This is a genomic window from Pseudomonas gozinkensis (genome assembly GCF_014863585.1).
In the GTDB taxonomy this organism is placed as follows: Bacteria; Pseudomonadota; Gammaproteobacteria; order Pseudomonadales; family Pseudomonadaceae; genus Aquipseudomonas; species Aquipseudomonas gozinkensis.
In genome coordinates, this window is sequence record NZ_CP062253.1 from 2,132,346 (window position 1) to 2,147,216 (window position 14,871).

Below are 14,871 nucleotides of genomic sequence, written 5' to 3' on the forward strand. Positions count from 1 at the left end.
ATGAATGCAGAAGACTCCTTGAAACTCGCTCGCCGGTTTATCGGGTTGCCCCTGGAAAAGCGCCAGATGTTCCTGGCTGCCCTGGCGAAAGAAGGGGTGGATTTTTCCCGGTTCCCGATTCCCGCAGGCGTCGAGGCCGAGGACCGACAGGCGCTGTCTTATGCCCAGCAACGCATGTGGTTCCTCTGGCATCTGGACCCGCAAAGCGGCGCCTACAACCTGCCGGCGGCGGTGCGCCTGACCGGTCGCCTGAACCAGGCAGCGCTGGAGCAAGCCTTCGCCAGCCTGATCGAACGTCACGAAACCCTGCGCACGGTGTTCCAGCAGCAGCCTGACGACAGCCTGCTGCAAGTGCCGCTGCAACAACCGCTGGACATCCAGCGCATCGACCTCAGCGATTTGCCCGCCACCGAACGTGAAACCCGTGTTGCCGCCGCTGCGCAGGAGCAATCACTGCTGCCGTTCGACCTGGCCAACGGCCCGCTGCTGCGGGTGCGCCTGTTGCAACTGGCCGAGCAGGAGCACGTGCTGCTGCTGACCCTGCACCACATCGTCTCCGATGGCTGGTCGATGAACGTGTTGATCGACGAGTTCTGCCGCTTCTATGACGCCCACGATCAGGGCCGCGCTGCCGAACTGCCGCCGCTGGCGGTGCAATACAGCGACTACGCCCTGTGGCAGCGCCGCTGGCTGGAAGCGGGTGAACAACAGCGTCAACTCGACTACTGGCTGGCGCAGATGGGCGACGAACACCCGGTGCTGGAATTGCCGGTGGATCATCCGCGCCCAGTGCTGCCGAGCAATCAGGGCCAGCGTCTGGAAAGCGTGGTGGACGCCGCACTGGTCGAGCAATTGCGTGGCATCGCCCGTCAGCACGGGGTGACGTTGTTCATGCTGTTGCTCGGCACGTTCAATATTCTGCTGCACCGTTACACCGGGCAGACCGACCTGCGCGTCGGCGTGCCGATTGCCAACCGCAACCGCCGGGAAATCGAAGGGCTGATCGGCTTCTTCGTCAACACTCAAGTGCTGCGGGTGCAAGTGGACGGGCAGACCTCGATCGCCGATCTGCTGCGTGACCTCAAGGAAACCGCCCTCGGCGCCCAGGCCCATCAGGACTTGCCGTTCGAGCGTCTGGTCGAGGCGCTGAAACTGGAGCGCAGCCTCAGCTACAACCCGCTGTTCCAGGTGATGTACAACCACCAGCCGGAAGTCGCCGACGTCACCACGCTCAAGGTCGGCAGCGGTCTGGAGCTGGGCGTCATCGAGTGGGAAAGCCGCAGCACCCAGTTCGACCTGAGCCTGGACACCTACGAAAAGGGCGGGCAACTGCACGCGGCGTTCACCTATGCCACGGATCTGTTCGAGCCCGAAACCATCGAACGCATGGCGCGACACTGGACGAACTTGCTGCGCAGCATCGTCAGCGATCCGCAGCAGCGCGTCGGTGACATCGCGTTGCTCGAAACGACCGAGCTGGAACAACTGACTCAGGACTGGGGCCGCCACGATACCCAATGGCCGAGCGAGCGCCCGGTGCATCAATTGTTCGAAGCCCAGGCCGAGCTGACACCGGATGCCGTCGCGCTGATTTTCGACGGCCAGCGACTGACTTACGCCCAGCTCAACGCCCGGGCCAATCGCCTGGCGCGCACGTTGCTGGCGCAAGGTGTCGGCCCGGACGTGCTGGTGGGCGTGGCGGTGGATCGCGGACTGGAACTGATCGTCGCCATTCTCGCCGTGCTCAAGGCTGGTGGCGCTTATGTGCCGCTGGATCCGCAATACCCGCGTGATCGCCTGCTGTGCATGATCGAAGACAGCGGCACCCGCTTGCTGCTGACCCAAAGCCATTTGCTCGACCGTTTGCCGGTGCCGCAGAACGTACAGAGCCTGTGCCTGGATCAGGCCGAAGTCTGGGCACACACCGATGAAAGCAACCCGCAACGCTCGGTGTGGGCCGACAACCTGGCCTACGTGATGTTCACCTCCGGCTCCACCGGTCGCCCGAAAGGCGTCGGCATCAGCCACGGTGCCCTGAGCAAACACGCGTTCGCCTCGCAGCATTACTACGACCTGAGCGCCGCCGATTGCGCGTTGCAATTCGCGACCTTCAACTTCGATGCCTTCGGCGAGCAACTGTTCGGCCCGCTGACCTGCGGCGCCTCGGTAGTGCTGCGCGGCAACGAAGTGTGGGACAGCGAAACCCTGTACCGGAACATTGTGGAACACGGCATTACGGTCATGGACCTGACCACCGCTTACTGGAACATGATCGCCAAGGAGTTCGCCGCCGCCGGCCCGCGTGACTACGCGGCGCTGCGTCAGGTGCACAGTGGCGGTGAAGCGATGCCGCCGGAAGGGGTGCAGGCCTGGCGTCAGGCCGGGCTGGAACAGGTCAAATTGCTCAACACCTACGGCCCGACCGAAGCCACCGTCACCGCGACCACCCTCGATTGCAGCGATTACGTGTCCGGTCGTCAGCCGTTGCCGCTGACCCTGCCGATCGGTCAACCGCTGCCGGGCCGTCACACGTATCTGCTGGATGCCGATGGCCAGCCGACCCCGGTCGGCGTGGTCGGTGAACTGCTGATCGGTGGCGAGCTACTCGCACGCGGTTACTTCCAGCGTGCCGATCTGACCGCCGAACGCTTCATTCCCGACCCGTTTTCCAGCAGCGGGGCGCGCCTGTATCGCACCGGCGACCTGGCGCGTTACAACGCCCTCGGCCAGATCGAATACGTCGGCCGGGTTGACCATCAAGTGAAGATCCGTGGGTTCCGTATCGAGCTGGGCGAAGTCGAAGCGCGCCTGCTGGAACTGAGCGACGTCAGCGAAGCTGTGGTGCTGGCGGTGCAGGGTGGCAGCAGTCTGCAACTGGTGGCTTATGTGGTGCCGAAGGATGCGTCCGTGGTCGCGGCGTCCGCCGACGAACAAGGCGCGGCGCGGGAAGCGATCAAGGCGCAGCTCAAGGACAGCCTGCCTGACTACATGGTGCCGACGCAGCTGTTGTTCCTCGCCGAACTGCCCCTGAGCCCGAACGGCAAACTGGACCGCAAGGCCTTGCCGGCGCCGGACGCCAGCCAGATGCAACAGGCGTTCGTCGCGCCGCGCAGCGAGCTGGAACAGAAAATCGCCGGCATCTGGCAGGACGTGCTCAAGCTCGAGCAGGTCGGCCTCACCGACAACTTCTTCGAACTGGGCGGCGACTCGATCATCTCGATTCAGGTGGTCAGCCGCTCGCGTCAGGCCGGGATTCATTTCAGCCCCCGCGACCTGTTCCAGCACCAGACCGTGCAAGGTCTGGCCAGCGTGGCGCAGCAGGGCAGCGGTGGCGTGAGCATCGATCAGGGGCCGGTGACCGGCGAGCTGTCGTTACTGCCGATCCAGCAAGTGTTCTTCGAAGACCCGATTCCCCAGCGTCACCACTGGAACCAGGCGGTGCTGCTGCGCAGTCATCAACCCCTGAACGCCGAGGCACTGCTGCAAGCGCTGAACGCGTTGCTCGCGCACCACGACGGCCTGCGTTCGCGCTTCGTCGAAAGCACCGAAGGCTGGCGTGCCGAAGTCGCGCCGGGTGCGCACGATCCGGAACTGTTGTGGACCGCCGACAAGCTGGCCGACAGCGAACTGCAAGCGCTGTACACCAAGGCCCAACAAAGCCTGAGCCTGCAAAACGGCCCGCTGCTGCGCGCGGTGCTGGCGACCGTCGCCGATGGCAGTCAGCGTCTGTTGCTGGCGGTGCATCACCTGGTGGTGGACGGTGTTTCGTGGCGGATTCTGCTGGAAGACCTGCAACTGGCTTATCAACAAGCTGCGCAAAAAACCGCCATCAAGCTGCCGGCAAAAACCAGCGCCTACAAGGCCTGGGGCGAGCATCTGCAAGCTTATGCGGCGACCGAAGCGCTGCAAGCTGAACTGGAATTCTGGAAGCAACAACTCGACGGCGCGGCACTGGATCTGCCCTGCGACAACCCGCAGGGCAGTCTGCAAAGCCGTCATGCACTGGTGCTGCACAGCCGCCTCGACAAGTCTTTCACTCAGCAATTGCTGCAACAGGCGCCAGCGGCGTATCGCACGCAGGTCAACGATCTGCTGCTGACCGCGCTGGCGCGGGTCATCAACCGCTGGACCGGCCACGCCGACACCCTGATCCAACTGGAAGGCCACGGCCGCGAAGACCTGTTCGACGACCTTGACCTGACCCGCACTGTCGGCTGGTTCACCAGCCTGTTCCCGGTGCGCCTGACCTCGGCGTACTCCGTCGCGGCGGCGATCAAGCAGATCAAGGAACAACTGCGCGCCATTCCGAACAAGGGCATCGGTTTCGGCGTGCTGCGCCATCTCGGCGACGCGTCCACCCAGGCCAGCCTCAAGGCGCTGGCGATGCCGCGCATCACCTTCAACTACCTCGGCCAGTTCGACGGCAGCTTCGATGCCGAGGACGGTGCGCTGTTCAGCCCGGCCGGTGAAAACGCCGGGCTGGAGCAAAGCCTCGACGCGCCGCTGGACAACTGGCTGGGCGTTGAAGGTCAGGTCTACGACGGCGAACTCGACCTGCGCTGGGCCTTCAGCCGCGAGCAATTCAACGAGGCGACCATCGCCCATCTGGCTGAAGACTACGAGCGTGAACTCCAGGCTTTGATCAGCCATTGCTGCGACGCGAGCTCGATGGGCGTGACGCCGTCGGACTTCCCGCTGGCGCATATCGATCAGGCGCAACTGGACGCAATCCCGGTGCCGGCCGCCGGCATCGAAGACATCTATCCGCTGTCGCCGATGCAGCAGGGCATGCTGTTCCACACCTTGTACGAGCAGGGCACCGGCACTTACATCAACCAGTTGTGCGTCGATGTCGACGGCCTCGATCCCGAGCGTTTCCGCGCGGCGTGGCAAGCGACCATGGACGCCCACGACATCCTGCGCAGCGGCTTCATCTGGCAGGGCGAATTGCAGGAACAACTGCAAATCATCCATCGCCAACTGGCGCTGCCGTACACGCTGCTCGACTGGCGCGAGCGCAGCGACATTGCTCAGGCACTCAAGGACTTCACCGCTGCCGATCTGGCCGAAGGGTTCGACCTGACCCGGGCCGGGCTGCTGCGCGTGACCCTGATCCGCGTCAGCGATAACCGTCATCACCTGATCTTCACCAACCACCACATCCTGATGGACGGCTGGAGCAGCGCGCAGATGCTCGGCGAAGTGCTGCAACGTTATGCAGGCCAGCAACCACCGCGTCCGGTCAGCCGTTATTCGGATTACATCCAGTGGCTGCAACGTCAGGACGCGGCGGTCAGCGAAGCGTTCTGGCTGCAACAACTGGCGGATTTCCACGAGCCGACGGTGCTGGCGCAAGCCGCTGCCGGCGGTGGCGAGGTGCGCATTGAAGTCGGTCATCTGCTCAAACATTACGAGCTCGATGCGTCGCGCACCCGTCGCTTGAACGCGTTTGCCCGTGAGCAGAAAGTCACCGTCAACACCTTGGTGCAAGCCGCGTGGCTGTTGCTGTTGCAGCGCTACACCGGCAGCGCCTGTGTGGCGTTCGGCACCACGGTGGCCGGGCGTCCGGCGGAACTGGTGGGCATCGAGCAGCAGGTCGGTCTGTTCATCAACACCTTGCCGGTGATTGCCGGCAGTCGTCCGGACCAGACCGTGGCCGCATGGCTGGCGGCGGTGCAGGCGCAGAACCTGTCGCTGCGCGAGTTCGAACACACGCCGCTGGCGAGCATTCAGCGCTGGGCCGGGCAGGGCGGCGAGTCGCTGTTCGACACGCTGCTGGTGTTCGAGAACTTCCCGATTTCCGAAGCGCTGCAACACGGCACCGCCCAGGGCGTGGTGTTCGGCGAAGTCGCCAACCAGGATCAGACCCACTATCCGCTGACCCTCGGCGTGACGCTGGGCGAAACCCTGGCGCTGCACATGAGTTTCGACCAGGCGCATTTCAGCGTCGCCACCGTCGAGCGCCTGAGCGCACAGTTGCTGCACCTGCTGGAGCAGTTCGCCGAATCCGCCGAACGTCGTCTCGGTGAAATCGCCCTGGCCACGGCTGACGAACACGCGTGGCAACAGGCGCAAAACCATCCGCAGGCGTATCCGACCGATATCGCCGTGCACCAGCGCTACGCCCGCTTGGCGGCGCAGCAACCGGATCGCACAGCGGTGATTTTCGATGGCAAGCATTACAGCTACGGCGAACTGGATGCCCGGGCCAACCGTCTGGCCCATGAACTGGTAGCCCGTGGCGTGCGCGCCGAAGTGCGGGTCGGCGTGGCGATGCCGCGCGGCGAAGGGCTGATCGTTGCCTTGCTGGCGGTGCTCAAGGCCGGCGGCGCCTATGTGCCGCTCGACACCAGCTATCCGCGCGAGCGGCTGGCGTACCTGATGCAGGATTCCGGGCTGGCGCTGCTGCTGACTGATTCCCGCGTGTCGGCGCAACTGCCGATCGACGACGCCATGAGTGTGCTGGAACTGGATCGCCTCGACGTAAGCGGCCATTCGGCGCAGGCGCCGGTGGTGGCGATCGATCCGGACAACCTGGCCTACGTGATCTACACCTCCGGTTCCACCGGCAATCCGAAAGGCGTCAGCGTCACCCACGGGCCGCTGGGGATGCATTGCCTGGCCATCGGTGAGCGCTATGAAATGCGCGACAGCGATTGCGAATTCCACTTCATGTCGTTCGCCTTCGACGGCGCCCATGAACGCTGGCTGACCAGCCTGACCCACGGCGGCTCGCTGCTGATCCGCGACGACAGCCTGTGGACGCCGGAGCAGACCTACAACGCGATGATCGAGCACGGCGTGACCGTGGTCGCGTTCCCGCCGGTGTACCTGCAACAACTGGCCGAACACGCCGAACGCGTGGGCAATCCGCCACAGGTGCGGATCTACTGCTTCGGCGGTGATGCGGTGCCGAATGCGAGTTTCGAACGGGTCAAGCGTGCGCTCAACCCGGAATACATCATCAACGGCTACGGCCCGACCGAAACCGTGGTCACGCCGCTGATCTGGAAGGCCGGTCGCGATGTGCCGTGCGGCGCTGCCTATGCACCGATCGGCAGCCGCATCGGCGACCGCAGCGCCTACGTGCTCGATGCCGATCTGAACCTGTTGCCCCAAGGCATGGCCGGCGAGCTGTACCTGGGTGGCAGCGGTGTGGCCCGTGGTTACCTGAATCGTCCGGCGATGACCGCCGAGCGCTTTGTCGCGGATCCGTTCAGCACAACCGGTGGCGTGCTGTACCGCACCGGCGACCTGGTGCGCCAGCGCGCCGACGGCACCTTCGATTACCTGGAACGCATCGACAACCAGGTGAAGATCCGTGGTTTCCGCATCGAACTGGGCGAGATCGAAGCCAGTCTGCAAGCCCTCGACGGCGTGCGCGAAGCGGTGGTCGTGGCCCAGGAAAGCGCCGGCAGCAAACGGCTGGTGGCGTACGTGGTCGGTGACTCGCAACAGGCGGATTTCGCCGAGCAACTGCGGGCGCAACTCAAGGCCACCTTGCCGGCGCACATGGTCCCGGCCTACGTGCTGACCCTTGAGCGCATGCCGCTGACGCCGAATGGCAAACTCGATCGCAAGAACCTGCCCAAGCCTGACGTCAGTCAGTTGCAGCAAACCTACGTGGCGCCGCAAAGCGCACTGGAACAGCAACTGGCAACGATCTGGCAGGACGTGCTGAAGCTGGAGCGCGTCGGCCTGACCGACAACTTCTTCGAGCTGGGCGGCGATTCGATCATCTCGATCCAGGTGGTCAGCCGCGCCCGTCAGGCCGGGTTGCGCTTCACCCCGAAAGACCTGTTCCAGCACCAGACCATTCAGGCGCTGGCCAATGTGGTGCAGACCGGCGAGCCGGTGCAGCAGATCGATCAGCGACCGGTGACCGGTGAAACCGCGTTGCTGCCGATTCATCAGTGGTTCTTCGCCCAGCCGATTCCCGACCGTCATCACTGGAACCAGTCGGTGATGCTCAAGACCGCTCAGCCGTTGGATGCTTCCGTTCTGGAGCAGGCACTGGATGCGCTGGTCGTGCATCACGACAGCCTGCGCCTGGACTTTGCCGAGCAAGGACAGGGCTGGACGGCGCAGTACCGCGATGTTGAAACCCAAGCCGGCGAAACCGTGCTGTGGCAAGTCGAGGTCGCCGATCTGGCGGCCCTCGAAGTGCTCGGTAATCAGGCCCAGCGCAGCCTGCAACTGAGCGGCGGTTCGCTGATCCGCGCGGTGCTGGCGAACCTGGCCGATGGCGGCCAGCGTCTGTTGCTGGTGGTCCATCACCTAGTGGTGGATGGTGTGTCGTGGCGGATTCTGTTCGAAGACCTGCAAAGCGCTTACCGGCAGATCCAGTCGGGGGCGGCCGTGCAGCTGCCGGCCAAGACCAGCGCTGTGAAAGCCTGGACCGAAGCGTTGCAGGACTACGCCGGCAGTGCGCCGCTGCAAGCCGAACTGGGCTTCTGGCAGCAACAACTGCAAGGCGCATCGAACGCGTTGCCGTGCGACAACCCGCAGGGCGGCCAGCAACATTGCCAGGCGCTGGCGATCCGCACGCCGCTGGACAAGACCCTGACCCGTCAACTGCTGCAAGAGGCCCCGGCGGCCTATCGCACCCAGGTCAACGATCTGCTGTTGACCGCGCTGGCGCGGGTGATGGTGCGCTGGACCGGTGACGACAATGTGCTGGTGCAACTGGAAGGGCACGGTCGTGAAGACCTGTTCGATCACGTCGACCTGACCCGCACCGTGGGCTGGTTTACCAGCCTGTTCCCGGCAAAGCTGACCCCGACCGCCGACCTCGGCGCCTCGCTGAAACAGATCAAGGAACAGCTGCGGGCGATCCCGAACAAAGGCATCGGTTTTGGTGCGCTGGCGCATCTGGGTGACGACCACGCCCGGGCCAGCCTGCAAGCGCTGCCGACGCCGCGCCTGACCTTCAACTATCTGGGTCAGTTCGACGGCAGTTTCGATGCCGGCGACGAAGCGCTGTTCGTGCCGACCAGCGAATCCGGCGGCGAAGAAGTGAATATGCAAGGCCCGCTGGGCAGTCCCCTGGCCCTCGACGGCAAGGTGTTCAACGGCGAGCTGGACCTGAGCTGGACCTTCAGCCGTGAGATGTTCGAGCCGGCGACCATCCAGCGTCTGGCCGACGATTACCTGCAGGAACTGACCGCGCTGATCGCCCATTGCTGCGACAGCGCCAACCGTGGCGTGACCCCGTCGGACTTCCCGCTGGCGAGCCTGACCCAGGCCCAGCTCGACGTGCTGGCGCCGCAGCCACAGACCATCGACGACATCTACCCGCTGTCGCCGATGCAGCAGGGCATGCTGTTCCACACCCTGCTCGAACACGGCAACGGCGACTACATCAACCAGATGCGTCTGGACGTCGATGGCGTCGACCCGCAGCGGTTCCGCGCCGCGTGGCAAGCGGCGGTGGATGCCCATGACATCCTGCGCACCGGTTTTGTCTGGCAGGGCGATCTGGAGCAGCCGGTGCAAGTGGTGCAGCGCCAGCTCGAAGTGCCGTTCCGGGTACTCGACTGGAATGGTCAGAGCGACCTGGATGCCGCGCTGAAAAATCTTGCCGATGAAGAACGTGCCCAAGGCCTCGACCTGACCCGCGCACCGTTGTTGCGTCTGGTGCTGGTGCGCATCGCTGCGAGCCGTCATCACCTGATCTACACCAACCATCACATCCTGATGGACGGCTGGAGCAGCGCGCAGTTGCTCGGCGAAGTGTTGCAGCATTACAGCGGCGAAGCGGTGCCGCGTCCGAGCGGGCGCTACCGCGATTACATCGCCTGGCTGCAGCGTCAGGACGCTGCGACCGCCGAAGCCTACTGGCTGGCGGCGCTGGGCAACCTGCAAGAGCCGACGCGTCTGGCCGATGCCATCGTGCGGCCGAGTGCCGGTCTGCCGAGCGTCGGTTACGGCGATCATTTCCAGGTGCTGGACGCCGGTCTGACTCAGCGTCTGGGCGAGTTTGCCCGGGCTTCGAAAGTCACCGTCAACACCCTGGTGCAAGCCGCGTGGCTGCTGCTGTTGCAGCGCTACACCGGCAAGGATTGCGTGGCGTTCGGTGCCACGGTCGCCGGGCGCCCGGCGGATCTGCCGGGGGCCGAGCAGCAGGTCGGTCTGTTCATCAACACCTTGCCGGTGATCGCCGCGCCACAAGCGCAGCAGAGCCTGGCCAGCTGGCTGCAAGGCGTGCAGGCGCAGAACCTGGCGCTGCGCGAGTTCGAGCACACGCCGCTGGCGCAGATCCAGCGCTGGGCCGGGCAGGGCGGTGATGCGTTGTTCGACAGCCTGATGGTGTTTGAGAACTACCCGATTGCCGAAGCGCTGGAGCAAGGCGCGCCGCAGGGCCTGCGATTCGGTCCGGTGGAGAACCACGAGCAGACCAACTACCCGTTGACCCTGCTGGTGCATCTGGGCGTCGAACTGTCGGTGCACTTCAGCTATCAGCGCGACCGTTTTGCCGACGTCGGCGTGGCGCAACTGGGCGCGCACTTGCAGCGTTTGCTGGAGCAGATGACCGAGGCGGGCGAGCGCTCGCTCAGCCAATTGCGTCTGATCGAAACGGCGCCGGTGTCCACCGATTTCGTCACCGAGCTGTGCATTCACCAGAGCATCGCCCGTCAGGTCGCCGCGACCCCGGATGCACGGGCCGTGACCTTCGCCGACACGCAACTGACCTACGCCGAACTGGACGCCCGGGCCAACCGTCTGGCGCACAAGTTGATCGAACTCGGCGTCGGCCCGGAAGTGCGGGTGGGCGTGGCGTTGCCGCGTTCCGAGCAGTTGCTGATTGCACTGCTGGCGGTGCTCAAGGCTGGCGGCGCCTACGTGCCGCTGGACCCGGACTACCCGGCCGACCGCGTGGCCTACATGCTCGAAGACAGCCGCGCGCGAGTGTTGCTGACTGAGCAGGAACTGGCGGCCACGTTGACCGTGCCGTCCGAGACTCAAGTGTTGTTGCTGGATCAGATCGCGCTGGATGCCTATTCGGTTCAGGCACCGCAAACCGCCGTGACCCCGGACAACCTCGCCTACGTGATCTACACCTCCGGTTCCACCGGCAAGCCGAAAGGCGTGGCGATTGCCCATCGCAACGTCATGGCGCTGATCGACTGGTCGGCCAAGGTCTACCGCCGCGAAGACATTCAAGGCGTGCTGGCCTCGACCTCGGTGTGCTTCGACCTGTCGGTGTGGGAGCTGTTTGTGACCCTGGCCAACGGCGGCTCGCTGATCATCGCCCGCAATGCACTGGAGCTGCCGCAACTGCCGGCCCGGGATCAGGTGCGCCTGATCAACACCGTGCCGTCGGCGATCAACGCGTTGCAGCGCGCCGGGCAGATTCCGCCGGGTGTGCGGATCATCAACCTGGCGGGCGAACCGCTCAAGCAAGGGCTGGTGGACGCGCTTTATCAGCAGTCGACGGTCGAGCATGTCTACGACCTGTACGGCCCGTCGGAAGACACCACGTATTCGACCTGGACCCGCCGCGCAGCCGGTGGTCAGGCACGGATCGGCCGCGCGCTCGATCACTCCGCCAGCCACTTGCTCGATGCCGATCTGCAAGCGGTGCCGCACGGCGTGTCGGCCGAGCTGTACCTGTCCGGTGCCGGTGTCACGCGCTGTTATCTGGGCAAGGCGGCGATGACCGCCGAGAAGTTCGTGCCCAACCCGTTCGCCCGCAACGGCGAGCGCCTCTACCGCACCGGCGACCTGATCCGTCAGCGCGAAGACGGTGAGCTGGAGTACATGGGCCGGATCGACCATCAGGTAAAAATCCGTGGTTTCCGTATCGAACTCGGCGAAATCGAAGCGCGCCTGCTGGCGCAACCGGGCATCAGCGAGGCGGCCGTGCTGGCCGTCGAGGCCGAGGGTGGCGCGCAATTGGTGGCCTATGTGGTCGCTCCACAGTTGGACGTGTACGACGGTGAAGCGCAGCGCCAACTGCGCGACGGACTAAAGACTGGCCTCAAGTCTTCGTTACCTGACTACATGATTCCCGCGCACCTGCTGTTCCTTGAGCAGTTGCCCCTGACCCCCAACGGCAAGCTCGACCGCAAGGCGCTGCCGTTGGTGGATGCCAGCCAGATGCAGGCCGCGTATGTCGCGCCGCAGTCGGAGCTTGAGCAACAGGTCGCGGCAATCTGGCAGCAAGTGCTCACCGTGGAACGCATCGGTCTGAACGATCACTTCTTCGAACTCGGCGGGCACTCGCTGCTGGCGGTCAATGTCGTGTCGCGCATCGCCCTCGAACTGGGCCTGACGCTGACGCCGCAACTGTTATTCCAGCACCCCGTCCTGAGCGACTTTGTCGCTCACCTCAATACAGGAGGCGGGGCAATCAACGAACAGAAACTGAACAAGCTGGAAGCCCTGCTTGACGATATGGAGGAGTTCTGATGGACACGAGTGTTGCTTTGAGGATTGCCAAGCGCTTTATCACTCTGCCGCTGGACAAACGTAAGCTCTACCTGGAAAAGATGCTCGAAGAGGGCGTCTCGCCGGCCAACCTGCCGATTCCGGAAACTCGCTCAAGCTTCGAGGCGATCCCGCTGTCCTACGCCCAGGAACGCCAGTTGTTCCTGTGGCAGATGGACCCGCACAGCACCGCGTACCACATTCCCAGCGCCCTGCGGTTGAAGGGTCGGCTGGATGTCGCGGCGCTGGAGCGCAGTTTCAACGCCGTGGTCGCCCGCCACGAAAGCCTGCGCACCACGTTCGTCGAGCAGGGTGAAACCTTCTGCCAGAAGGTTCACGCGCAGATGCCGCTGAGCATCACGGTCGAGACGCTGGCGGCCGGTCAGGACGCCGACGCTGCAATTAAGGCGTTCGTCGAACAGGAAACCGCGCGTCCGTTCAATCTGCAACAGGGCCCCTTGCTGCGGGTGTCGTTGCTCAAGGTCGGCGAAGACGATCACGTGCTGGCGCTGATCCAGCACCACATCATCTCCGATGGCTGGTCGATGCAAGTGCTGGTCGGCGAGCTGATCAAGCATTACGCCGCCGACACCGGCGGCCAGTCCCTGAGCCTGCCGCCGCTGGAAGTGCAATACGCCGACTACGCGATCTGGCAGCGTCACTGGCTGGAGGCCGGCGAGCGTGAGCGGCAGCTGAAATACTGGATCGACACCCTCGGCGGCGAACAGCCGGTGCTGGAATTGCCGATCGATCATCCGCGCCCGGCGGTGCAAAGCTTCCGTGGTGCGCGCCTTGATCTGAACCTGCCGACCGCATTGGGCGATGCCCTCAAGCAACTGGCCCAGCGCGAAGGCGCCAGTCTGTTCATGGTGCTGCTGGCGTCGTTCCAGGCCTTGCTGCACCGCTACAGCGGCCAGTCGCAGATCCGCGTCGGCGTGCCGACCGCCAACCGCAACCGGGTTGAAACCGAAGGCTTGATCGGCTTCTTCGTCAACACCCAGGTGCTGAGCGCGGACGTCCATGGACAACTGCCGTTCAATCAATTGCTGGCACAGGTCAAGCAATCGGCGATGGCGGCCCAGGCCCATCAGGATCTGCCGTTCGAGCAACTCATCGAAGCCCTGCAACCGGAACGCAGCCTGAGCCACAGCCCGGTGTTCCAGGTGATGTACAACCACCAGGCGGTGAACGACCAGACCCAGCGTCAGAGCCAGGTGCAACTGCCGCAACTGAGTGTCGAGGACATCGTCTGGGAGGGCCGCACCGCGCAGTTCGACCTGACCCTCGGCACGTACGAATCCAGCGAAGGCGTGGCGGCGGAACTGACCTACGCCACCGACCTGTTCAAACCGCAAACCATCGAGCGTCTGGCGCGCCACTGGCTGAATCTGCTGCAAGGCATCGTCGCCGCGCCGAATCAGCGTGTCGGCGAACTGCCGCTGCTGGAAACCACCGAACATCAAGTGCTGTTGCAGGACTGGAAACGCGTGGTCGATCACGCCGCACCAGCGCCGTGCGTGCAGCAACGCATTGCCCTGCAAGCCGAGCAAACGCCTGACGCCACCGCGCTGATCATCGGCGAAGACCAACTGACTTATGGTGAATTGAATGCGCGTGCCAACCAGCTCGCGCACAAGCTGATCGAGCTGGGCGTCGGCCCGGATCGACTGGTCGGCATCGCGGTCGAGCGCAGCGTGGAAATGATCGTCGGCCTGCTGGCGATCCTCAAGGCTGGCGGCGCCTACGTGCCGCTGGACCCGGCGTATCCGGAAGATCGTCTGGCCTACATGATCGAGGACAGCGGTATCGAATTGCTGCTGACTCAGTCGCACTTGCAGACGCTGCTGCCGATCCCGGCCGGCCTCGCCACAGTGCTGCTGGATCAACCGCAGGACTGGTTGGCGGCGTACCCGACCACCGCGCCTGACGTGGCCGTGAACGGCGAGCACCTGGCCTACACGATTTACACCTCGGGCTCGACCGGCAAGCCTAAAGGCGTGATGGTCCGCCACGCCGCCCTGAGCAACTTTGTCGCGAGCATGGTCGAGCAACCGGGCATCGCTGCGGCGGATCGCATGCTGTCGCTGACCACCTTCTCGTTCGATATTTTCGGCCTGGAAATCTACGGCCCGCTGCTGGCCGGCGCCGCCGTGGTGCTGACCGGCAAAGACGTGCATCAGGATCCGCAAGCGGTGCTCGAACTGATCGCCCGCCACGGCGTGACCATGCTGCAAGCCACGCCTTCGACCTGGCGCATGCTGCTGGACAACGAACACGCCTCGATTCTCGACGGCCGCACTTTCCTGTGTGGCGGTGAAGCGCTGCCCCAGGAATTGGCGCAACGCATGCTGGCGCGCTCGCCGAAGGTCTGGAACCTCTATGGCCCGACCGAAACCACGATCTGGTCGGCGCTGCATCCGCTGAGCGTGGACAACAGCCGTC

Annotated in this window: 2 protein-coding genes (1 of these 2 cut by a window edge); both read left to right on the forward strand. The window is 64.4% G+C overall.

Going from position 1 to position 14,871, the window contains the following annotated elements; translation table 11 throughout:
- Positions 1-12,411, forward strand: coding sequence for a non-ribosomal peptide synthetase (locus IHQ43_RS09635; protein ID WP_192564156.1), 12,411 nt, complete (start codon positions 1-3; stop codon positions 12,409-12,411).
- On the forward strand, positions 12,411-14,871 hold the 5' portion of the coding sequence (locus IHQ43_RS09640) for a non-ribosomal peptide synthase/polyketide synthase (protein WP_192564157.1). 11,066 nt of this gene lie beyond the right edge of the window; the window shows 2,461 of its 13,527 coding nt (coding positions 1-2,461); its start codon is at positions 12,411-12,413; the stop codon falls past the right edge of the window. The genes IHQ43_RS09635 and IHQ43_RS09640 overlap by 1 nt, the downstream gene beginning before the upstream one ends.

Bases quoted from the DNA above. Each gene is read 5' to 3' on its own strand.
- IHQ43_RS09635 (WP_192564156.1), top strand. From the start codon at position 1: ATGAATGCAGAAGACTCCTTGAAACTCGCTCGCCGGTTTATCGGGTTG.